16 protein-coding genes are annotated in these 22,177 nt (G+C 60.8%); 2 read left to right on the top strand and 14 right to left on the bottom strand.

The annotated features are described in order from the left end of the window. Positions 1-90: 90 nt before the first annotated feature. From MJ205_RS23740 to MJ205_RS04290, 9 genes are all read right to left on the bottom strand, one after another. Positions 91-804: a glycine-rich domain-containing protein gene (locus tag MJ205_RS23740; protein ID WP_342395182.1), complete on the bottom strand. Its 714-nt coding sequence runs from the start codon at positions 802-804 to the stop codon at positions 91-93. 53 nt (positions 805-857) lie between these two features. Continuing rightward, positions 858-1,514 (bottom strand): hypothetical protein, encoded by a 657-nt coding sequence (locus MJ205_RS04325; RefSeq protein WP_239811344.1) that lies wholly within the window; start codon positions 1,512-1,514, stop codon positions 858-860. After that, on the bottom strand, positions 1,514-2,410 hold the full coding sequence (locus MJ205_RS04320) for a hypothetical protein (protein WP_239811343.1): 897 nt from the start codon (positions 2,408-2,410) through the stop codon (positions 1,514-1,516). Before MJ205_RS04320 ends, MJ205_RS04325 begins: the two co-directional genes overlap by 1 nt. Continuing rightward, positions 2,407-7,173 (bottom strand): phage tail length tape measure family protein, encoded by a 4,767-nt coding sequence (locus MJ205_RS04315; RefSeq protein WP_239811342.1) that lies wholly within the window; start codon positions 7,171-7,173, stop codon positions 2,407-2,409. The genes MJ205_RS04320 and MJ205_RS04315 overlap by 4 nt, the downstream gene beginning before the upstream one ends. 64 nt (positions 7,174-7,237) lie before the next feature. Beyond that, positions 7,238-7,579 carry a DUF1799 domain-containing protein gene (locus MJ205_RS04310; protein WP_239811341.1) on the bottom strand — a complete coding sequence of 114 codons (342 nt, stop codon included), beginning with the start codon at positions 7,577-7,579 and terminating at the stop codon, positions 7,238-7,240. Then, entirely contained in the window at positions 7,579-7,962 is a 384-nt protein-coding gene (locus MJ205_RS04305; RefSeq protein ID WP_239811340.1) for a phage tail assembly chaperone, read from the bottom strand. The genes MJ205_RS04310 and MJ205_RS04305 overlap by 1 nt, the downstream gene beginning before the upstream one ends. 99 nt (positions 7,963-8,061) lie before the next feature. Continuing rightward, positions 8,062-8,709 (bottom strand): phage tail protein, encoded by a 648-nt coding sequence (locus MJ205_RS04300; protein WP_239811339.1) that lies wholly within the window; start codon positions 8,707-8,709, stop codon positions 8,062-8,064. A gap of 741 nt (positions 8,710-9,450) precedes the next feature. After that, positions 9,451-9,906 carry a hypothetical protein gene (locus MJ205_RS04295; protein WP_239811338.1) on the bottom strand — a complete coding sequence of 152 codons (456 nt, stop codon included), beginning with the start codon at positions 9,904-9,906 and terminating at the stop codon, positions 9,451-9,453. A 210-nt stretch (positions 9,907-10,116) separates the two neighbouring features. Continuing rightward, on the bottom strand, positions 10,117-10,389 hold the full coding sequence (locus MJ205_RS04290) for a helix-turn-helix domain-containing protein (RefSeq protein WP_239811337.1): 273 nt from the start codon (positions 10,387-10,389) through the stop codon (positions 10,117-10,119). 426 nt (positions 10,390-10,815) lie between these two features. Between MJ205_RS04290 and MJ205_RS04285 the strand changes: the two genes are divergently transcribed. Next, positions 10,816-11,511 (top strand): LexA family transcriptional regulator, encoded by a 696-nt coding sequence (locus MJ205_RS04285; protein WP_239811336.1) that lies wholly within the window; start codon positions 10,816-10,818, stop codon positions 11,509-11,511. 949 nt (positions 11,512-12,460) lie between these two features. On the opposite strand, the gene MJ205_RS04280 is transcribed toward MJ205_RS04285, so the two are convergent. Both MJ205_RS04280 and MJ205_RS23655 read right to left on the bottom strand, forming a co-directional pair. Continuing rightward, positions 12,461-12,736 (bottom strand): hypothetical protein, encoded by a 276-nt coding sequence (locus MJ205_RS04280; RefSeq protein WP_239811335.1) that lies wholly within the window; start codon positions 12,734-12,736, stop codon positions 12,461-12,463. A gap of 411 nt (positions 12,737-13,147) precedes the next feature. Continuing rightward, positions 13,148-13,276 carry a hypothetical protein gene (locus MJ205_RS23655; protein ID WP_256460960.1) on the bottom strand — a complete coding sequence of 43 codons (129 nt, stop codon included), beginning with the start codon at positions 13,274-13,276 and terminating at the stop codon, positions 13,148-13,150. Between the two features lie 82 nt (positions 13,277-13,358). Between MJ205_RS23655 and MJ205_RS04275 the strand changes: the two genes are divergently transcribed. Further along, on the top strand, positions 13,359-14,363 hold the full coding sequence (locus tag MJ205_RS04275) for a DNA/RNA non-specific endonuclease (RefSeq protein ID WP_239811334.1): 1,005 nt from the start codon (positions 13,359-13,361) through the stop codon (positions 14,361-14,363). Positions 14,364-14,417: 54 nt separating this feature from the next. On the opposite strand, the gene MJ205_RS04270 is transcribed toward MJ205_RS04275, so the two are convergent. Genes MJ205_RS04270 through MJ205_RS04260 form a run of 3 tightly spaced genes read right to left on the bottom strand, consistent with a single transcriptional unit; the run spans position 14,418 to position 22,177 of the window. After that, positions 14,418-15,872, bottom strand: a complete 1,455-nt coding sequence (locus MJ205_RS04270; protein WP_342395176.1) for an efflux transporter outer membrane subunit — start codon at positions 15,870-15,872, stop codon at positions 14,418-14,420. A 6-nt stretch (positions 15,873-15,878) separates the two neighbouring features. After that, the gene (locus tag MJ205_RS04265; protein WP_239811333.1) at positions 15,879-19,070 is read right to left on the bottom strand and encodes an efflux RND transporter permease subunit; all 3,192 of its coding nucleotides are present in this window, start codon (positions 19,068-19,070) and stop codon (positions 15,879-15,881) included. Next, complete coding sequence (locus MJ205_RS04260; RefSeq protein ID WP_239811332.1) at positions 19,067-22,177, bottom strand: efflux RND transporter permease subunit; 3,111 nt, start codon at positions 22,175-22,177, stop codon at positions 19,067-19,069. Before MJ205_RS04260 ends, MJ205_RS04265 begins: the two co-directional genes overlap by 4 nt.

The raw sequence follows: 22,177 nt of genomic DNA, 5'->3' as shown, positions 1-22,177 counted from the left end.
CAGGACCCAATCGATTCAATGAATGCAGGCAGGGAAGATGATAATCACCTCAGAAAATTCCGCCTTGATAAGCGTAAACCAAGAGATTACTTACTCCATCCAAATTACGCGGCAATATCCAGAGCCACCGTTTCCGCCGTTAGAAGAACCTAAACTCACCCCACCACCACCTCCTCCAGTATTATTACTACCTACCCCACCGTTAGTACTAGCATTGCCGCCTAAACCACCACCTGGTCCGGATCCGCCGCCGGGATTCACGGATGAGGATCCGCCCCCGCCCCCGCCTGCAAAACCGTCTACACCTGATCCGCCAAGCCCTCCTAACGATCCACCAACCGCAGCCCCACCAAAATAGCCCAACATAGCTCCACCGCCTCCACCGGGAAAACCAGCTCCAGAGAAACCAGGCCCTCCGCCTCCGCCTCCGCCACCACCACCGCCGTTACCACCACTCCCGCCACCGTTACTACCAATGCTTCCCGTGGAAGCTCCGCCACCACCACCTCCACCGCCAGCAGAAGTAGAGCCAAAGTAAGTCGGAGAACCGTTGCTTCCATTGGTGCCTGCTGCGGTCGCACCAGCTCCACCGACCCCGATGACCACAGAGGTGTTTCCGGCCACAGACACAAGCTTTCGCACAACGCCACCACCGCCACCACCGCCACCTGCATTTGCATTCGCGTTACCTTTGCCTCCGCCACCTCCTCCACCAACAAGAAAAATCTCAACCACCCCACCATTATTCAAAAGCTTGTTGCTCGGTATAAATGTGCCGTTTGAGAAAAATTCTTGATAGCGCATTTTCCCACTGCCGCCAATGATCATGTTAGATAAATTTTGCATATAATGTCCTATTACGAGATGGTCAGCGTCCAAGCACCTGGTGCAGTGCAAGAGGCAATAATTCGGCGCGCAGAATCGGAATCGAACAACACGTTATCTGCCACGCCGTTGATGGTGTGCGCCGCGTTCGCACGGCCCAAAGTAAATAGGCTCGCGGCCCAGCCACCGGTGCTGTTGAGCACAATCTGATTTCCCGCGACACCTACGGGTAACGAGCGGCTATATGCGGAACCTGCGGAGAGGGCATACTCCGATCCCACTAGCAGTGGCTGCCCATTGTCTGCAGCTGTGGAGACACGTTGGATCAAGGCCTCCTGAAGACCCACCACAACACCATTGCGCCCGTTAACGGATGCAACGGGACCTGCCTTGATAGCATCCAATGCCTCTCTCACATCATTGACGGCTTCATCTACAGCAACACGGCTGGCATGGGCGTTGCTGGCTGACTGGCTCGCCGCCATGGCGGAGTCCTGCGCCTCCTGCGCTTTGGATTGCGCCCATTGGGAATTGGCATGCACTTGGTCCAGGGCGATGTTAAACGCCACCCGCTGCGGCTCATAAGAAGCCGCCAGCGCAAAGGCCTTGGTGCTGAAGCTGACACGGTCATCCGTGGGCTGTGGCGCAGGGGGATAGGCGGGAATGGGGGTTGGAACGACTAAAGGCATCACACCTCCTCAAGTTGAATTGCAAACATCGAGTAGTCGTGGTACTCGATCGCGACGGACCAATCCTTGGCGATCCCGAACACGTTCAAGGCCTCAATGTCTTGAGAGCCTAGAAACAGGATGGGCTTGGCCCGGTTTTTGGTCATATAGTTTTTGATGGCCATGATTTCCGTGCGCCTGATGGGCACGGACATATCTGCCCATCCGATGTAGGTGCGCTCAACCAGCACGCGGTTGCCGAACTCATCGAGCTCCTTGCGGGAAAAGTCCTGGATGCCCACCGAGGCACCGATCTCGACACCCAGGCCCCACTCCTTGGCATTGCCCAGAATGAGGTTGCCGACCTCCATGCCGGTCGTACCGACGAAGTCCACCAGCACATCCGCTTGCGGGAATGCCGGCAGCCCGGTAAAGAGCCCCAGCACACCTGTTGGCGTCCACTCGCCAAAGTGCCATTCCCACCAATCGGCGGTCTCTGGCGCAAGGCCGACCGTGAGCGCCTTGTCATAGACAGTGCCGTAAGTCGGGTCCAACACACGCACCCGCACAGAATGCACGTCGGCCATACCTATGGCACACACCGCATCCACCGCGCGTCCAAATCGGAACCGGTAGGATGCCGTCGCATTGAACTTGGAGCTCTGCGACGTGCGCCCATTAAAAAGGGCCCACGTATTGGTGGGCCCGACCTTGATCCAGAGCGTTGGGTTGTCCGGCGGCGGAATGCTGTCGTTGACATCGGCACCCGCCTGGTAGACGAGGTGCTGGTAGCGCACCCTGGCCCCTCTGGGCCAGGCCCCCGCCACCCAGACAGCCGCCGTGTCCTCCACAGGCGGCTGCGCAACGATCACGCCATCGCTGATCTCCAGCGGGCTGACGGTTCTCAATCCTGTCATGCGTTTTCCTCCTGTTTTCGCGTTGCAGGCATTCCATCGGCGTCCCACATGCGCAGCGTCTTGTTGAGTTGCTGCACCGCAGGCACGACCACTGTCGCCTCGGCCTTGCGGTTGGCGTCATGGTTGTCCAGCGACAAGCGCAGGGCCCGCACTTCCGCCACCAGTACCGGGTTGTCACTCGATGCCTGCAGCGCGCTCAGCAAAGCGGTGTTGCCACTCGCCTGAACCACACGCCCGGCAGTGGCAGCGCCCACCTCTGCGGTTTTCACATCGCCGATATCGACGCCGTATTTATGGGCGAGGAAGTTTCTCGTGTCCGCCAGCGATGCCAGCCAGGCTGACTGCTTGAGCAAGACATCGGCCTGGGACGTTGCACTGGCTTTTGCAAGCGCTTCCAGTGCCTGGATGATCGAGGGCAGCTCGTCAGCCGCGTCCTGATTGCCAGATCGGGCCTGGGCCGTCTTGATGGCAAAAAGAGACTCGTAGTAAGCCGCTCCCTGGTCCGGGCCAGACCCCAGCAACTGCCCGCGCAGCCGCTTCATTTCATTGGCCATGGCGTCAATGGTTTTGGACCACTGGTCAGCCAGCTTCTTGGCAGCATCAGCCGCGGAGTTGGCAGCCTTGGCGGACGAGTCGTATGAGCTACCCAGATTGGATACGCCTCCCTGGTAGCTGCGCATCTTGGGAACGCTCACGCCAATCGAGTTGCCCAACGATTTGACCGAGACCTTGAGCTTCTCCATGCCCTCCACGAACTCGGTGCTGGTGAGCAACGTGTTCAACGCCTGGATCGCCGCATTGGCATTGGAAATCATGTTGTCTATGGCTGCACCACTTACCGCATCCGCCACATTGGCTCCAGTAAGTGCCGCAGTCAGCATCGGCGTGATCATCCCATCGATCATGGACGACAGAATGGTGTTGATCGCCTGTTCGTACACGGCCTGTTCAAAGCCTGCCGAGATTTGGTTGGCCAACCAGCTGCCGGCTTCTGCACCCCGTCCCTCGTTGATCTCATTGATGAATCCATCAACCAGGCCGTCCATGGACAGCCCCAACGTCGACAGCGTCTCCTCACGGATCTGCTGAATCTCTTGCAGCTTCGCGGCAAGCGCGTTAGTTCCGTCTTCCAAGCTGGCAGTGACGGCATCAACCCCATTGGCAAAGTCATCCGCAAACTGCAACAGCCAGGCGAGCAGCTCCTCGTCCCTGTCAGCGATGGCTTTGTCTACCAGGGCGCGGTATTTCTTCTTCGCATCGACATCGCCGACACGCAGATCCAGCCCGCGCTCTTCCATACCATCATTGGCCACCTTGCTCGCACGGCTACGCTTCTCGTCATCGCTGTAATACAGATCGTAATAAGTGCTTGCGGCCTGTGTCAGCGCGTCCATGCTGCCGACTGCATCCACCAGCTTGCTGGCCCAGTCACCTGCCGAAAGCGAGCCTTCGAGCAATGTGGAGCCAAACAGCTCAAAGATCTGATTGACACCCACCAGGCTGGAGGACATGCGGGTCAAGGCATCCACGGCCTTCTCACCTGTGCGCACATACTCGCTCATCACGAAGATCTGCTCAGTGACCGTCTCCGTCACCTGGCGGCCGACACGAGCCCATTGCTCGGTGTCACTGTCGCCAGCAACTTGCACGTTGTCCCATACCATGCGGGTCACTTCGCGCGTCTGCTCCTGCCAGCTGCCGAGCACACTGCGTGCCAGCTCCTCATTGGCTTGCGCGAGCGCCTGCTGAATCTTGGCCGATGCTTCCTCCTGCGACAGGCCCGTCAACTGCAAGCCCTTGCCACCCGTATCCGGATGGATCTCATCGAGCCCCAGCGCCACCTTCATGGCACGGATGGCGTCTCCATTCAAGCCCAGGGTATCGGCCTTTTTGGCCGTATCCTCCCGCATGTCCTTGAAGGCATCCTGCAGCACCTTAATGGGGCCTTTGGAGCCTTCAATCGCCGTGCCATAGTTCTCCTGGAGCATCTCGACGCGCGAATACAGCTGCTGCAGCTGGCGCTCACGGTAGCCATTTTCCTTGGCCTCCGGGTTGGCCGCGATCTGGCCTTGGAGCGTTTCGATCTGCGCATTGGCCTTCTCGATCTCCTTCTCCGCCGCCAGATACCGGTACTTGGGCCCCCCAAACAAGCTGCCGCTTTCGCGCATCAGTTGGTAGCCGTACATGTCTCCGCCGAGCTCACCCATCAGGCCGCTGCCGACCTGCTTTTCTTCCTTGAACATACCACCCAGATAGGCTGCAGCCATGACCGCCGCCGCTGCCCAACCAGCCCCATATCCCAAACCTGCTCCACCTCCTCCAGCGGATGCAGCGGAGCTACTCCCGGTCCCCAGAAGCATGTCCAGGGTCGGCTTTGCCGTACCCCAATTGAGGTAATTGCCGATGGAAGTAGTCAGATTGCCGACCCCCAGATAGTTAGCTCCGGAGGCTATAGGCCCTTGCAGAAAGTAATTACCGAGGGAACCGGCATATGCGGCAGACCCTACGCTATAGATAGTGTTAATGTTCGAAGCAGTGCCAAGAAGATTCCCTCCACTGCTGTCATCTGAAGCGAAGCCACCTAGTAACCTGCCTACGCCACCCATCACTCCCATGAAGGAGCCTACCAACTGAACAACGAAAGGCTTGGCAAACATCGCATAGATCTCCTTCGCCACCATCGTGGAAAAAGAGGATTTAAGCGATTTGCAGAATGAATCCCAGCCTGACTTACCGTTATTCAGCATACCGGTGAGCCCAGAGACAAAAATATCTTCCACTTTTTGAACGGTAGAGCTCCATTCTTCGATGTAAGCTTGGCCTGCAATATTTGCTGCCTTTTGCGCGTAAATTTCTTCTACATTTGCTTCTTCTACTGCGCGAGCTTTCCTGGCATCTTCCACAGACCCCGGATAGGAAACATTGCGAACCAAGTCGAGCTGTTTTTGCTTCTCGATCTGTAAGTCGTAGAGCTGGATTGCGACCTTCCTTTCGGCATTTGAAGCTCCAATCAGGGACGCTTCTAGCTCCAGACGTTTTGTGTCATTCTCCGCAGCTTTTCGCAAATCATTTACGGCAAGACGAACTCGCGTTGCCTCATCGTATTGTTTGGCATAGGCCTTTGCGAGCTCTTCTTGGACTGCAAGCTGCTCTTTGTAGGCTTCAACATCACGCTTTATTTGCGCGCTCGTATCCTTGGTCGCATCCTTGAGTCTGGCCGCAACCTCAATATCATTTTCGCTGGCCTCAGTCTTCGACTGAATTGAGGTGCGCAAGCGCTGATATGCTACCTGCGCGTTTTTAGCAGCATCTGTTGATGCAGTGGCCCCTTGGGTAACAGCTCGACTGCTCGCCTGAGCAGTAGCCCCAAGTTGCGCAGCATTTTTGGTGACGGCCTCCGTCTGCGCTTGCACTGCCCTAGTCCCAACTTCAACGGCAGGCACGTCGATGCTAGGGATGATGGCGACGCCAGCTTGCTTGGCCATGCTGGCAGTGATTTTTTGCATCTCCAGACTTGCGCGGACCATGGTATCGCGCAAGCGCTTTGCTTCCTCCTGAAGCTCAACATTGTTTTTTCCAGGGTCCAAACGCAGTCGCGACTGCAGTCGATCGAGCTCGGTCTTGGCAAAATCAAATTGCCGCTCAAGAGATGCATGCTGAGCACCCTTAATGTTCATAGAGATGGCGTTAGCAAATTGGCCAATGACACTGATACCAGTGGCCGCGAGCTCGACAATGCCCGCAAGTCCGCTAATCACCGTTTGAAAGCCTGCGCGCGTCGCTTCGGAGGACAAGGTTTCGTTCAATGACTCAATGCTCTCGCGCATCCCTTGCAGGCTGCCGCTGTCACCCGTCATTGCAGTCGCAAAGCTGTTCTGCAGCGCCTCCAGGGCACCACCCAGCGTATCCCTTGCAGCAACCGCCGCACCACCATACGAGGTTTGCAGCGCATCCAGGATAACGGCCTGCGCCGCACCGACCTGGCCGGTTGCTTCCAACTGCGCAACCATCTCCTTTTGCTGGTCGGTGAATTGCACCCCCTTGTCCGCCAGCGCCTTGAGCCCTTCGGAAGGGGAATTCAACGCCTGCCCGATGGTCTCCGCAGAGCTGGTCACCGATGTGCCCATGCGCGACGACATATCCACCACGGCCTGCATGGCCTGCGGGAACTGTTGCCCCACGACATTGGAGTAAGTCAGCAGCTGCGTTTGCGCCTGGGTGATTTCCCCCGACGAGAACACGCTCGACTTCGACAGCGATGCGGCCATGCCGTTGAGCCGCTCCTGCGACCAACCCGCAGCCTCGCCGGTGGACTTCAACATGGCGGAGAGCTGGGCCTGCTGCTTTTCGGCGTTGATGGTTTCCGTAATGAATTTGCCAAAGAACGCAGGCGCCCCTTGCGCCAGGAGGCCGAACACCACCTTGGTGGACTCCGCCCAACGCTTGGCAGCGCCGTTCGCGTTCTCTTGCTCTTTCTGCACCGTCGCCAGATCCCGGGTGTAGGAGGTGAGGGCAACCTGGCTCGTTTGCTGCACCTGAACAAAGGTTTCGGAGAAGCGCTGGGTATCCCGGATCCCCACCTGGATCACCGATGACTGGCTCTGAAACGCCGAGGTCATCATCTCGAACGATTGTGCGGAATTTCTGGAGCCGGCCTCGACCGAACTCCAGAAGCCCTGAATGCTGTTGATGGCCTCATGGACACCCAGCTGGAGGTCCGAGAGGTCAACACCAATCTTGATATTTTTTTCTAGATCAGCCATAGCAGCACCAATAGAAATGGCCCGCCGAGGCGAGCATAGAAAAAGGAAAGCCCACCGAAGTGGGCTATTTCTGGCGGGATCGATCCTGTGCTTCCCTGCGCGCCTGCAATGCTTCGAGCGCGCCGCGCTCGAGCAGGCCCACTTCGCGCAGCACCTGGTTGCGTTTGCGCTTGTTGATGCCCTCGGCATCCAGCCAGCGGTAGATCACGTTGTAGTCCAGGGCATAGATACCGCCCATGCCTGCTCGCCACTGGCTGGCGTTGTCGATGAAGCAGCGGTAGGCCAGCTCGTGGTCGGGGTAGCACACCAGGGGCTCGCGTTCCTTGATCATCTCGGCAGGAAAGCCCATGGCCACCAGTTGTTGGGGACTGGACCGTTCGCCAAACAGCGCCCGGCCCAGCTCCATCAGTTTTTTGTCTTGGCGCCCGAATGAGCCTGGAAGAAGCCAGTCACGATCGCACCGAAGGCGAACGCATGGGTCACAAAGAACTGCGTGATGTTCTCGACGCTGAACTCATCGGTGAATTCCCAGGCAGACACGATTTTCATCACCAGCTTGGCCTGGTCGGTACGCATGTCCTTTTCTTGCTCATCGCTGAGAGGGGCCTCGGCCGTCGCCTTGTACTTGTCCTGCAAGGCGGTGAACTCGGCGGACAGCGCCTTCATCGCTTCGGTATCGTGGAAGCGGAAGGTCAGGCCCAGAGGCTGCGGGCCCTTGCCGGCGACGGGCACGTCGGCAGTGCCTTTGAAAGTGGGAGTGGGTGCAAACGATGCGAGAGACTTCGCCATGGTGGATATCCTTCTTCTGAAACAAAAAAGCCCGTGCAGGTGCTACCTGCCGGGCATGGAAAACCCGCCTTGGGTCAACCAAGGCGGGCGTGGCGACCTTTACTTGTAGGTCTTGATGGGGCGCAGCATGGACAGGGTCAGCTTGCCGGTGGTCACGGCGTTGGAGGCGACCACAGGGGTCTCCTGCACGCTGATATAGCCGTAGGCATAGCTGATCGAGCCACCGTTGGGCAGGGCCATGCGAATCGCCACCAGCCGGTTGGCACGCGATGCCTGGACAGCGGCCTTGTAGCCTGGCAGGGTGGGATCCCAGCCAAAGGTCAGCTCCCAGCTCATCGCCGAGCGGGTCGTCGGGATCTTGATGCCGTACTTTTGCGACAGGGGCGCGAACTCCGCGTACTGCTGTTCGCCGCCGGTAGGGCTGATTTCGCTGACCTGCTGCAGCTCGGTCCAGCCAGTGATGGGGCGGACCGTGCCGGCGCTCGAACCGCTGGGGAACTGGATCAGGTCGGTGGTGTCCTCGTCTTCCAACGTGATGGCACCCGTGGTCGCCGAGCCAACCCGCAGGATGGAGTCGTTCATGTCTTCCCAGCCGGTATTGAGCAGGAAGGGGTCTTTGGCGCTCAGGCCATGGGCTGCCGCTGCGATCACGGGAGGTGCCGCATTGGAGATCGTGGTCACGGAGACGGGAGCGCCAAAACCGGTCGAGATTGCAAAACGGGTGCCGGTCGATACTTCATAAGCCATGGTTGGGCCTTTCAAAAAAAGAAAATCCGCCTGCGTTGAGCCAAGGCGGATCGGTTTCGCCCTCGTCGGGCACAAAAAAACCGCCTCTCGGCGGAATGCAATGGTTGAAAAAGTCACAGCTGCTGGCGGCGTAGTGCACACCGGCAGTCTGTGCTCTCTCCTCAAGGGCTGCGGGGCCGGAGTTCCAGCGGCATGGGTACGCATGCGCGCCGAACCTGCCCTGCAGTCACTGACCAGGACAGCGCAAACACTGGCCTTCAGATCCATGCCCCATCAGACAACCCAAGCGGGCTGGGGCGGCTGTTCGCTTCTGCAAGCACTGGGAAGCTCTCAGCAGGAGATACCGCACCGTCAAACCACTCGGGTGCGGACTGCGCTTGCTGCAGCTGATATGCCAAAGCCCGCATGCAGCGGGCATCGACGTTGGAAAAAACCTGCAATGGCATGCGCCAGCAGGCAAGAGGAACTGCAGTTATGGCTGACGTGGTGCCACCACCTGATGGCAGCGCGCACAGCGCGGATGCCAACCTGCCCGGACATACCCCCGGCATGTTGACCCACGCCAGAAACGCAAAAGCCCCGCACGGGGCGAGGCTTGAAAAGGCTGGTGGCATAGCTCTGCCATCAAAGGCCTTGCGCTGCCACAACAGCAGCGCAAGTGATTCATGGTTAAGGACATGGACGGGCTTGCTTTCGCACCCTTCTCATCAATGTCTCAACGATTACGAGAATACCACACTTTTAGTCGGTTCGCAACAACTTATTCAAGTTATTGCTGTGCGTTCTTTTGCAGTCCATCACATAGTCGATCAGGAGCTGCACGTCCTTTCGGCTGGGCTCCTGGGCCAGCATCGCACCCTTGCATTTGAGGCATTTGTAGGTCTTGCCCTCCTTGGCCGTCAGGCCCGTTCCTTGGCATGGCTTGCATTTCTGGTCCAGCAACCAGGCCATGGCCTCCAACGCAGCATCCTGGGGGTCTGCCAGCTTTCCGGCCACGCCGTACTGGACCAACGCGTTGTACATCCGCTCCATATCCACCCTGCTGGGCTTGGTGATGATCCGCAGGTAGTGCAAAGCCACATTGGCTTTGCTCATCCCGCTGGCCTTGATCAGGTCCACCTGTCCCATGCGGTGCGACTCATCGGACAGATCGCGGGCGCTCAACGCGACCGTGTATCGCTCTGCTGTCATGCTCATGCTTGCTCCTTCAATGCCTTTGTGCTGGCAGGATTCCGTTGTCTGTGTCTGTCCGCGTGCCATCGCATGCCGCCACGCCTAACCGGTCCGCCCTGGGTGGCATGCAACCGGCCTTGGCTTTTGCCCCCATGTTGACGGCGAGCTGGTGCATCCCCAAAGGACCGGCATCAAGCAGAACGCCGCGCCCCTTGCGTCTGGGCAGTGGCATGCTCATACCGCCTCCCATACGCGGTAGCCGTCGCGCAGCAGATCCGCCCCCTCAAACTGCACCACCTGCGCGAGGCCGGTGCGCGCCAACTCGGGCAGGCGGCGGCAGATTTGCTCGACCGTCATGCCCGTGCATTCGGCCATCTCGCCCGCCGTCAGCGATTTCTCATCGTGCAGGGCCGCGAGGATGCGGGAAGCATGTCCGCCTGCAAGCCGGGCCGAATGCTCCGGGACACCGAAGCTGCTCAGAGGGTCACAGGTGCGGGCAAAGTTCATCGCAGTGTTCCTTTCAAAATACGTTGGGTTTTGTCGTGGGAAGCCTGGGCCTGGGTCCCGCTTTCGATGACGTAGCCGAGATACCGGGGATGGCGTTCCGTGCTCCGGGATATCCGCTGCGGGCCGAACTGAGACGCAATGGATTGCACCGGACGGCTAAATGCATTGGGTGGCTGCCCGTTGCTCTGAGGCGCAGCGAACGCGAGCCGATGGCTAGGGGCCCCGCCAACGCGCTCCGCCCTGCCCTCTTGGCGGCCCATGTTCGAACCCGCCGCCGCCGGGCTTGCCGCATCTGGCAGTGCCGCAGCGTCGAGGGCGCTCAGACCGGGGCTGGGTTGTGACTTTCGTATGAACATGCAATAATTAAACCATAGTTCAGACCACAAAGCAACTATAGTTATCAAAATTTCCGCGAGAATTTAAACCATGGTTGAATACAAAGACCGCCTGGTTCAGGCGATGACGGCAGCAGAGATGAAAACCGCGGACCTGGCCGACCGGCTGGGGCTGTCCTACCAAGCCATCAAGAAGGTGGTGGACGGAAATACCAAGGCATTGACGGCAGAGAACAGCGCCCGCGCGGCGCAGTTGCTCAATGTGTCTTCGGACTGGCTGGCCCTGGGGGAAGGAACCATGGCGCGCTCCAGTACCGTGATGCCCTACAGCGACCTGTCCCCTGCGCCCATTCCGGGGCGCCCCTCGATCGCAGTGCCCGTGTTGTCCAACAGCGCATCGATGGGATCAGGGGCCGAGCTGCTGGAGCACGACGTGCTGACCGGCGATCTGAAGCTGTCGCAGGAATGGGTCACACAGCGGGTCAAACCCTCCAACGTCCAGGCGCTGCGCTTCATCCATGCCTATGGCGATTCGATGAAGGGCACTTTCAATGATGGCGATATCTTGCTGGTCGACACCGGTATCCGCCTGGTCGACATCGACGGCGTCTATGTGCTGTGCGCACATGACCGGCTCTTTGTAAAGCGCGTGCGCCAGCGCTGGGATGGGCAGTTCGAGATCAGCAGCGACAACCCCAGCATCAAGACCTCTGACCTGCTCGATGGACGAGAGCAACTGGATGTGCGAGGCCGGGTCCTCTGGGCCTGGAACGGCCAGAAGCTCTGACGCCCTTCCGGGGCATCTGCAGTGAGGGCACGCGGGCCGGCGCAGGCATCTATCACTACGGTAACGACAGCATCATCCTGGAAGCAACAGGACGCGACGCCCTGCGCGAACCGGGATGCTTCAAGATTGCGGATATGAAGATAAGTTCAGCCTTCAACCTAAACCATAGTTATATACCCATCTTAACTATGATTTAAGTGGATGCAGCGGACAGGTTACAAGGCGGAACAGCGCAGCCACTTCACCGCCGGCCGGGCAACAGGGGACGGCAATCACAGACGCATTTCGCAGTCCGCAGCTCCACGCGAAGCCTGCTGCGCTTCTGCCCATAGCTCATCAATCGGATTAGACGAAGCAAAAAGATATCTTAAATGATCTTCTAATGGTTTTTGATATCTATAGTACTCAAATACTAGCAAGCATTGCTAGGCTTTCCGCCCGCTAATCCGGCTTTTTTGCGGGCGAGCCGCCACCGTACAGGCCCGTTGCAACAAGGGGCTATGCTGAGGGAGACCTTCCGTCAATCCGAAGCGGTGAAGGCATAGCAATGCAGACCCCAGCGCCACCCGAGAAACATGCCGTCACATCAACAAACGCAATATGTTATGAAAGGTTTCCTCTTGCGCGTGCACTGCTGTGCAACGCTCCACGGATACCTGCCCATTTCCAACTGGGCTCTCGTGGAGCCTAGCCTGGCAAGTAACAACACAGGCGGTGCCTATGCTGCTCCGCTTGACCCTTGAGAGCGCATGCGTGTGCGCCCGCCCCCCGATAACAATACCCCCACACCACCCTCGGAGTTACCTGCCCCGCGCGTACCGATCTGCGCGTGCTCCGCATGCGCATCTCAATTCAGTACCGGTGTTTGCCAGGTAAGCCAGCCAAGCCGCATCAAAACAGGCGCTGCATTATCTCTGTGCAGGCTGCGAGCCATCAGATCCGGCCCGAATTACTCATTATCGGCAGGTTTGGAGCGTCCACCCATTTGCTCCTCATAGAACTGCCCCAGACCCAGGCTACCTACATCACGTCGCAATTGAATATCGTAGATGAATATCTTGTTGAATACCCGGTCCAGACGCACATACTGGTAGGTCGCCACCGTCGCTTCATTGACAACCAGCTTGATGGGATCGGTTCGGTACACACCAAAATGGCTGGTAGGCCTCAGTTTGATCTTGGAAAAAGGCTCCGACGACAAATACACATAGAAGGGGGTGTACATGGGAATAACTAATGTCCTTGCAAAGTATCGGCGGCCAACCCATTCACCCGAGCATTATCCGCATCGGCCATCAAACCCACTGTGATACAGCGGCCTATTCGATGCACTCCCGTTATTCAATCGCACTCGTACAATGCATGCCGCGCCAAAACTTAGCCATAATTGATAGCTATATCATATTCGATTAAATCTATTTGACCTTGTCAATAATTATTGGTTTGCAGTTGTTTGCTATCTGCGTCGCCGCTGGCTGTTTTTCTTGACGGCGCACGTTGCCCCGCAATGCAGATGCGGATCAGCCACTCGCGAAGCATCGCGAGCCGGACGCAGGCATCCGCTGCGCAACTTGTGCCATATTTTTATACAGTACCTGCGATCCAAGCCGCCTCCAGGCATACAGACAGTATCCATCTACACTGCTTGGTGAATAGCTAAAAAATTCATAGCATCCAGCAAGCCAAAGGTAGCAATTTGCGCCACAATAGAACGGTTGTTATGCGTGCTGGCTGACGCCAGCACACCCCGGTTGTCAAAGTTCATGGCCTGCCCTCCTTCCCGTTCTGCCAAGCGCTCAGCCCAAAAGAAAAAAGCATCCAAATCAGCCCCCGGCCTGCTGCGTGGCTTGTTGCGCAAGTTGGTAGGCCGGGGCGCACTCGCAGGCTACAGCGCAGTGGCGGCGCTGGGCTCGGCCGCCTATGTTCCCCAGCTGGACCACGTTCGCCAATGGGCCATCCACAGCACCACGCAGTGGCTGCAGCAACAAGGCCCCGTCCAGACCGCGCAGCAGTGGTGGGGCGAGCTGCAATCCACTGCCGCAGACTGGCAAGCCCGCTTTGAAGACATTGCCCGGCAAAGCCGAGGCGGTGGTGCAGCGTCAGGCACTGGTCACGCGCCCTCTTCTGCACCGCCCTCGCCTCCAGTTGCAGGCTCATCCAGCCCAGCCGCTTCGGACAAAGCCAGCCAGGGGTTTGCCGACTGCGCCGAGCAATTGCCGCCGGACGCCCCGCTCAGTGCGGCCAGCGTGGGCCGCAGCTGGATGCCCGTGACCTTGTGTTCCACAGGGTTCGCGGTGCTGTATTCGGGGCTGTCCAAAACGCCCATTGTCACGGTGGAACGCCTCAGCCGCCAGCGGCTGCAAAGTGCTGCCGGACTGCCCCGCACCGACCATTTTTATGCCGATGCGCGCCTGCGCGCTGCCTACAAGGCGGAGCTGTCCGATTACCAGGCCAGCGGCTATGACCGCGGGCACATGGCGCCGGCAGCGGACCAGAGCACCGCCACGGGCATGGCCCAGTCGTTTGCGCTGTCGAACATGGTGCCGCAGGACCCCACCCACAACCGCCAGGTCTGGTCCAAGCTCGAAGCCGATGTGCGCAAATATGCCAAACGCGCGCGCGGCAATGTGTTTGTCTACACCGGCCCGCTGTTCGAAGGCCAGACGCCGACGATTGGCCGCAACCAGGTCTGGGTACCCAGCCATTTGTACAAACTGGTGTTTGACGAACAGCAGCAGCGGGCCTGGGCCTGGGTGCTGCCCAACCACGCCGACGTGCAACTGGGCGCGCCGATGAGCTATGCGCAGTTTGTGCAGCGAACGGGGCGCAATTTTCTGCCGCATCTGCACTGACGACGCGGGGAGACGTCCTCAGCCCGAAGCCAGAGCTAGGGCCAGGCCCAGCCTTCAGGTGCCGGGGTTCATCCAATCGGCATGCCAGCCGCCACCCAACTCCTGGATGAGCTGGGCCGCCGCCAGTTGCTGGTTCAGCTGCAACTGGATCAGCGAGCGGCGCGCTGACAGCGCCGTAGCCTGGGCGGTCACCACATCGGTATAGGGCACCTGTCCTTCCTTGTAGCGGTTGAGCATTTGCTGCTCCACCTTTTCGGCCGAATCCAGGCTTTGCTGCAGCAGCGGCTTTTGGGCATTGAGCGCGGCCACATTGCTCAACACATCTTCGACCGCCTGAAAAGCCGCCAGCACCGACTGGCGGTAACTCGCGGTTCGGGCCGCATGGGCGGCGCGCGCAGAATCGACCTGAGCCGTGGTGGCACCGGCGTTGAAAATGCTCTGGCTCAGCGATGCGCCCAGCGACCACAGCAAACCGGAGGCACTGAACAGGTTGCCCAGGTTCGAGCCGGATCGGCTGAGCGAGCCGCTCAGGCTCAGGCTCGGGTAATAAGCGGCCTGGGCCACACCGATCTGGGCATTGGCCGCAGCCACCGCCCGCTCGGCCGCTGCAATATCGGGCCTGCGCTCGAGCAAGGTCGACGGCACTACCACCGGGACCTCGGGCACCGTCACATTCCAGGCTTCAGGCGGCAGGTCAAACTGGGCCGGTGCCTGCCCGGTCAGCACCGCAATCGCATGCTCATAGGTCTGGCGCGACTGGCGCAGGGATTCGACACTGGCTTGCGTATTCGTCAACGTCGTCTGCGCCTGCAGCACCGCCGTGCGCGCCTCCACACCGACGTCGTAGCGGTTCTGGGCAATCTGCAGGCTGCGCTGGTAGCCCTCGATCGACTGCTGCAGGATCTGCATCTCGGCATCGGCCTCGCGCAGCCTGAAGTAGTTCTGCACCAGGCTGCCTACGGCCGACAGGCGCGCGGCGGCCAGATCGGCCTCGCTGGCCTGGGCGCTGCTTTGCGCAGCACTGACCGATTCGCGCAGGCGCCCCCACAGGTCTGCATCCCAGGCGGCACTGATGCCCAGCGAGGCACTGCCATTGCCACTGGATTGGCCGCCACCCTGGCGCGTCTGGCCCAGCGTGCCATTGACGGTCGGCAGCAGGCCGGCCTGCTCCACGCGCAGCGCCGCCTGGGCTTGTTGCACGGCCGCTGCGGCCGCTGCGATGTTCTGGTTGTCCACCTGCACCCGGGCAGCGAGCTGGTTGAGCTGCTCGTCAGCAAACAGTGTCCACCAGTCGCCCCGGTCCACGGCATCGTTGGGTTGGGCGCTTTGCCACAGCGCGCCGGCTTCCTTGAAGCTGGCCGGCGCGGGGGTGCTAGGTACCTGGTAGACGGGGGCCACCGAGCAGGCACTCAACAGCCCGGCGCAGCACAGCGCCAGTGCCAGGCTGCGCAGCACAGGCGCCGTCCGGGTCGGACGAAGGGAATGGGAAAAGGCGAGGGTTGGCATCATGGCGTATCAGTGTTCCAGGGTGGGCATGCCGTCGTTGGAGGCACGGCCCAGGTCGCGCTCGTTAGGGGCGCGGCGGCGCAGCTTGTCCAGCAGCACATAGACCACCGGCGTGGTGACCAGGGTCAGCACTTGGCTGGCCAGCAGGCCACCAATGATGGCAATGCCCAGCGGCTGGCGCAGCTCCGAGCCCTGGCCAAAGCCTATGGCCAGCGGCAAGGCGCCCAGCGCGGCGGCCAAGGTGGTCATCAGGATGGGGCGGAAGCGCAGCAGGCAGGCCTCGCGCACCGCGTCGATGGCAGACAGGCCCCGCGATCGCTCGGCCTCCAGCGCAAAGTCGATGATCAGAATCGCGTTCTTCTTCACAATGCCAATGAGCAAGAACACCCCGATGAGCGCAATCACCGTGAACTGCATGTTGAACAGCATCAGCGCAATCACCGCACCCACACCAGCCGATGGCAGGGTGGACAGCACCGTGATCGGGTGCACCAGGCTTTCATAGAGCATGCCCAGCACGATGTAGATCACCACGATTGCGGCGAGGATCAGGTAGAGCTGCTGGTTCTGCGATTTCTGAAAGCTCAGCGCCGTACCCTGGAAGCTGCCGCGCACATTGATGGGCATGGCGATATCGGCCTCGGCCTGGGCAATCACCTGCTGGGCTTCGCTCAGCGCCACGCCATCGTCCAGGTTGAACGAGATCGTCGTTGACAGCTCCCCGTCCTGGTGGTTCACGCTGGTGGGCGCGGGGCGTTCCACCACCTTGGCAAAGCTCGACAGCGGCACCATGGTAGCGACGCTGGTACTGATCACATTGCCGGTCGATGCGCTGCGCTGCGCCGGGTTGGCGGCCGTGCCCTCGGTGCCCGTCAGGTTGGAGGGCACATAGATATCCTGCAACGCCGGTGGGCCGCGCGTGTACTCCGGCGCCCATTCCATGATCACCGAGTACTGGTTCAGGTCGCTGTAGATGGTGGCCACCGAGCGCTGGCCAAAGGCGTTGTAGAGCGCGTTGTTGATGGACTTGGAGTTCACCCCCAGCCGCGCTGCGGCCTGCTTGTCCACCTCGACATACACCTCCACGCCGCTCTCCGACTGGTCGGTGTCCACGTCCTGCAGCAAAGGCTCCTCTTTGAGGCGCTCGGCCAGGCGCGTGGCCCATTTCTTCATGTCGGCGGTGTTGTCGCTCTTGAGGGTGTACTGGTAGGTCGAATTGGACGAGCGCCCGCCCATGCGCAAGTCCTGCACCGGGTTCAGGAACACGCGCAGACCGGTGATCTGCGACAGCTGGGGGCGCAGGCGCGCGACCACCTGCAGGCTGGTCACATCGCGCTCGCTGACCGGCTTGAGGTTGATGAACACAAAGCCCCCGCCCGAGCGGCTGCCGCCGGCAAAGCCCACCACCGTGTCGATGGCCGGGTCCTGCTGGATGATCGACAAGGCCTCCTTGAGCTTGCCCGCCATCGCGGTCGACGAGATGCTCTGGTCCGCGCGCAGGCCGCCCGCCAGCTGGCCGTTGTCTTGCTGCGGGAAGAAGCCCTTTTGCACGTGCATGAACAGATAGCCGTTCATGCCGATGACGATCACCAGGATCAGCATCACGACAAGCTTGGCATGCAGCGCCCAATCGAGGCAGCGCTCGTAGACCCTCAGCATCGCGTTGTAGCCGTTCTCCAGCGCGCGGGCAAAGCGGCCGCGCGGTGCCGTCTCGATGGCATCCTCGTTGCGCAGAAACCAGGCGCACATCATCGGCGTGGTCGTCAACGAGATGACCAGCGAGATCATCACTGCCACCGACAAGGTCACGGCGAATTCCTTGAACAGGCGGCCAATCTGGCCTTCCATGAAGAGCAGCGGTATGAACACCGCCACCAGGGACAGGCTGATCGACAGCACGGTAAAGCCCACTTCGCGCGCGCCCTGCAGCGCGGCGGCCATCTTGTCCATGCCCTGCTCGATATGGCGGCTGGTGTTTTCCAGCACCACAATCGCGTCATCGACCACAAAGCCGGTGGCCACCGTCAGCGCCATCAGGCTCAGGTTGTTCAGGCTGAAGCCCAGCAGGTACATCACGCCAAAGGTGCCCAGCAAGGACACCACGGTGGCCACGGCCGGAATCACCGTAGCGCGCGCCTTGCGGATAAACGCCCCCACCACCAGCACCACCAGGATCACCGAGACCAGCAAGGTGGTCTCGATCTCGTGCAGCGACGAGCGGATGGAGTTGGTGCTGTCGCTGGCCACCTGGATCTTCACATCCTTGGGCAGCTGGGCCTGCAGCTCGGGCAGCAGCTTGCGGACGTTGTCCACGGTGTTGATGATGTTGGCGCCCGGCTGGCGCGTGATCAGCACCAGGATGGCGGGTTGGCCATTGAACAAGCCCATCGTGTAGACATTGGCCGGCCCGTCGATGACGCGTGCCACATCGCCCAGTTTGACAGCGGCGCCATCGCGCCAGCCCACCACCAGGCCCTGGTACCAGCTGGCCTTGCGCTCGGGCGCCGGGGTGTAGATCTGCAGACGGTTGCCACCACTCTCGATAGCCCCTTTGGGCCGGTTGGCATTGGCGGCCTGGATGGCGGCGCGCACATCCTCGGTCGCAATGCCGTAGTGGCTCAGTGCCTGGGGCAAGAGCTCCACCCGCACCGCCGGCAGCGAGCCGCCGCCGATTTCGACATCGCCCACGCCATCAACCTGGGAGATGCGCTGGCTCACCACGTTGGAGACCTCGTCATACAGCTCGCCGGGCGTGCGCGTGGGCGAGGTCATCGCCAAGATGATGATCGGCGAATCCGATGGGTTCATCTTGCGGTAGGTAGGGTTGCTGCGCAGGTCTGACGGCAGGTCACTGCGCGCAGCATTGATGGCCGCCTGCACCTCGCGCGCAGCGCCATTGATGTCGCGGTTCAGGTCGAACTGCAAGGTCACATTGGCCGAGCCGGTCGAGCTGCGCGAGGTCATCTCATTGACCCCGGCGATCACGCCCAGATGGCGCTCCAGCGGCGTGGCTACGCTGGAGGCCATGTTCTCCGGGCTCGCACCCGAAAGGCTGGCCGTGACCGAGATGACCGGGTAATCCACCTGCGGCAAGGGCGCCACCGGCAGCGCAAAGAACGCGGCAATGCCCGCCAGTGCCATGCCGATGGTCAGCAGGACCGTCGCGACCGGGCGTTTGACGAAGGGCTCGGACAGGTTCATGCCTGCACCTCGGCATGGCTGCCATCGGCATTGCCGGCTTGGCGGCGGCCAAAGCGGGCACCCAGGCGGTCAAACACCAGGTAGATCACCGGGGTGGTGAACAGGGTCAGCAACTGGCTGAGCATCAGCCCGCCAAAAATGGCCAGGCCCAGCGGGCGGCGCAGCTCGGCGCCCTCGCCCCAGCCAAACATCAGCGGCAGTGCAGCAAACAACGCGGCCAGGGTCGTCATCAAGATGGGTCTGAAGCGCAGCAAGGCCGCCTGGTGGATGGCCTCTTGCGGCCCCATGCCCTGGTTGCGCTCGGCATCGATCGCAAAGTCGATCATCATGATCGCGTTCTTCTTGACGATGCCGATCAGCAAGATGATGCCGATGATGCCGATCACACCCAGGTCGTTGCCGCTGATCATCAGCGCCAGCAAGGCACCCACCCCCGCCGACGGCAAGGTAGACAGAATGGTCATCGGATGCACATAGCTCTCATACAGCACGCCCAGCACGATGTAGACGCAGACCAGCGCCGCCAGGATCAGGACCAACTGGCTGGTGAGCGAGTTCTGGTAGGCGGCTGCCGCGCCCAGAAACTCCATGGTCAGCGACGCGGGCATGCCAATATCCTTGGCCGCCTGCTTGATGGCATCGACTGCGTGGCCCAGCGATACGCCGGGAGCGGTGTCAAAGCCCAGGGTCGCGGCGGGGTACTGCGACACGCGGGTCACCTGCAGCGGTGCCATCTGCTCCTCGATATTCGCTATGGCTGACAGCGGCGTGGCCCCCGTGCTGCTGGCACTGATGGCCAGGTTGCCCAAGGTCTGCACGCTGTTGAGCTGGTCTTGCTGCGCCTCCAGAATCACGCGGTACTGGTTGGTCTCGGTAAAGATCGTCGAAACAATGCGCTGGCCAAAGGCGCTGTAGAGGCTGTCATCAATGCTGCTGGCGCTGATGCCCAGGCGCGATGCGGTATCGCGGTCCACATTGACATAGGCCGACAGGCCCTTGCGCCCGGCATCGCTGGTGGCATTGCGCACCTCGGCCACGTTCTGCAGCTGGCTGACGAGCTTCTGCGTCCAGTCATTGACCTGGTCGGTGTTCACGCCGCCGATCGACAGGCGGTATTCGGTGGGGCCGGTTTGCGAGTCGATGGTCAGGTCCTGCGAGGGTTGCAGAAAAATGCGCACCCCCGCCACCTGGCTCACCCGCTCGCGCAGGCGCTGCATCACCGCATCCTGCGCATCATGCGGCCGGGTCAGGTTGATCGACAGGCTGCCGGTGTTGAGCATGGTGTTGTTGGCGGCATCCACCCCCACCACCGAGCTGACCGAGGCCACATCCTTGTCCTGCAGGATGGCGCTGACGGCCTGTTGCTGCAGATCGCTCATGCGGGCAAAGGAGACCTCTTGCGCGGCCTCGATCTGCGCCTGCAGCTGGCCGGTGTCCTGCGTTGGGAACAAGCCCTTGGGAATGGCGAGATAGAGCAGACCCGTCAACACCACGGTAGCCACCGCCACGACCAGGGTCAGCGCCTGGTGGCGAAACACCCAGTGCAGGCCACGGTCGTAATGGTGGATCACCTTGTCAAAACCGCGCTGCACCGATGCCGCCCAGCCGCGCGTGTGCGCACTGGTGTCCTCTTGCTTGAGCCAGCGCGCCGACATCATCGGCACCAGGGTGAGCGACACCACGGCCGAGATCAGAATGGTGATGGCCAGAGTCACCGCAAATTCGCGGAACAAACGGCCCACGATATCGCCCATGAACAGCAGCGGAATCAGCACCGCAATCAGCGACACGGTCAGCGAAATGATGGTGAAGCCGATCTGCGCTGCACCCTTCAAGGCGGCAGCCATCGGCGTCTCGCCCTCTTCGATGTAGCGCGCAATGTTCTCGATCATCACGATCGCATCGTCGACGACAAAGCCGGTCGCAATCGTCAGCGCCATCAGGCTCAGGTTGTTCAGGCTGTAGCCCAGCAGGTACATGGCCCCGCAGCTGCCGATCAGCGAGATGGGTACGGCCAGGCTGGCGATCACCGTGGCACGCAGGCTGTGCAGGAAGAAGAAGATCACCAGCACCACCATCACCACAGCCAGCGCCAGCTCCATCTGCACATGCTCGACCGACGCGCGGATGCCGGTGGTGCGGTCGGTCAGCACCTTGACCTCGACCGACGCAGGCAAGGACGCAGTCAGCTCAGGCAGGCGCTGCTTGATCGCATCGACAGTCGCAATCACATTGGCGCCGGGCTGGCGCTGCACATTCAGGATGATCGCGGGCGTCTCATCGACCCAGGCGGCGAGCCGGTCGTTCTCGGCGCTGGCCACCACACGCGCCACGTCCTTCATCAGCACCGGGGCATTGCCCTTCCAGGCCACGACCAGGTTCATGTAGTCATCGGTGGTCAGCAGCTGGTCATTGCTGTTGATCGAGTAGGAGCGCTTGGGTCCATCGAAACTGCCCTTGGCGCTGTTGGAATTGGCATTGCTGATGGCGGTGCGCAGGCTGCTCAAGGTAATGCCATTGGCCGCCAGCGCCTGGGTGTTGGCCTGGATGCGCATTGCAGGCTTTTGCCCGCCTTCCAGGCTGACCAGACCGACGCCCGAAACCTGGCTGATCTTCTGCGCCAGGCGGGTGTTGACGATGTTCTGCACCTCGGTGAGCGGCAGCTCTTTGGAGGTGATGGCCAGGCTCATCACCGGCGTGTCGGCCGGGTTCACCTTGGCATAGATCGGGGGGGCGGGCAGGTCGGCCGGCAGCAGCGCACTGCTGGCGTTGATTGCGGCCTGCACCTCCTGCTCGGCCACATCCAGCGACAGCCCCAGCTGGAACTGCAGGGTCACGATGGACACACCGGCAGCGCTGGTCGAGGACATGCGATCCAGTCCGGACATCTGGCCGAGCTGGCGCTCCAGCGGTGCGCTCACCGTGCGGCTCATCACCTCGGGGCTGGCGCCGGGGTACAAGGTCTGCACCTGGATCGTCGGGTAATCCACCTCGGGCAGCGCCGACAGCGGCAGCAGCCGAAAGCCCACCAGACCGGTCAGCACGATGGCCAGCATCAGCAAGGCCGTCGCCACCGGCCGCTGGATAAAGGGGCGGGAAGGACTCAT

Source organism: Comamonas sp. B21-038 (assembly GCF_022387135.1).
GTDB lineage: Bacteria > Pseudomonadota > Gammaproteobacteria > Burkholderiales > Burkholderiaceae_C > Comamonas > Comamonas sediminis.
Note: the sequence above shows the minus strand (reverse complement) of the source record. Positions and strands in the feature narration are given on the sequence as shown.

Coding starts and splice junctions, on each gene's coding strand:
- MJ205_RS23740 (WP_342395182.1), bottom strand. CDS start 804: ATGCGCTATCAAGAATTTTTCTCAAACGGCACATTTATACCGAGCAAC.
- MJ205_RS04325 (WP_239811344.1), bottom strand. CDS start 1,514: ATGCCTTTAGTCGTTCCAACCCCCATTCCCGCCTATCCCCCTGCGCCA.
- MJ205_RS04320 (WP_239811343.1), bottom strand. CDS start 2,410: ATGACAGGATTGAGAACCGTCAGCCCGCTGGAGATCAGCGATGGCGTG.
- MJ205_RS04315 (WP_239811342.1), bottom strand. CDS start 7,173: ATGGCTGATCTAGAAAAAAATATCAAGATTGGTGTTGACCTCTCGGAC.
- MJ205_RS04310 (WP_239811341.1), bottom strand. CDS start 7,579: ATGGAGCTGGGCCGGGCGCTGTTTGGCGAACGGTCCAGTCCCCAACAA.
- MJ205_RS04305 (WP_239811340.1), bottom strand. CDS start 7,962: ATGGCGAAGTCTCTCGCATCGTTTGCACCCACTCCCACTTTCAAAGGC.
- MJ205_RS04300 (WP_239811339.1), bottom strand. CDS start 8,709: ATGGCTTATGAAGTATCGACCGGCACCCGTTTTGCAATCTCGACCGGT.
- MJ205_RS04295 (WP_239811338.1), bottom strand. CDS start 9,906: ATGAGCATGACAGCAGAGCGATACACGGTCGCGTTGAGCGCCCGCGAT.
- MJ205_RS04290 (WP_239811337.1), bottom strand. CDS start 10,389: ATGAACTTTGCCCGCACCTGTGACCCTCTGAGCAGCTTCGGTGTCCCG.
- MJ205_RS04285 (WP_239811336.1), top strand. CDS start 10,816: ATGGTTGAATACAAAGACCGCCTGGTTCAGGCGATGACGGCAGCAGAG.
- MJ205_RS04280 (WP_239811335.1), bottom strand. CDS start 12,736: ATGTACACCCCCTTCTATGTGTATTTGTCGTCGGAGCCTTTTTCCAAG.
- MJ205_RS23655 (WP_256460960.1), bottom strand. CDS start 13,276: ATGAACTTTGACAACCGGGGTGTGCTGGCGTCAGCCAGCACGCATAAC.
- MJ205_RS04270 (WP_342395176.1), bottom strand. CDS start 15,872: ATGATGCCAACCCTCGCCTTTTCCCATTCCCTTCGTCCGACCCGGACG.
- MJ205_RS04265 (WP_239811333.1), bottom strand. CDS start 19,070: ATGAACCTGTCCGAGCCCTTCGTCAAACGCCCGGTCGCGACGGTCCTG.
- MJ205_RS04260 (WP_239811332.1), bottom strand. CDS start 22,177: ATGAGTCCTTCCCGCCCCTTTATCCAGCGGCCGGTGGCGACGGCCTTG.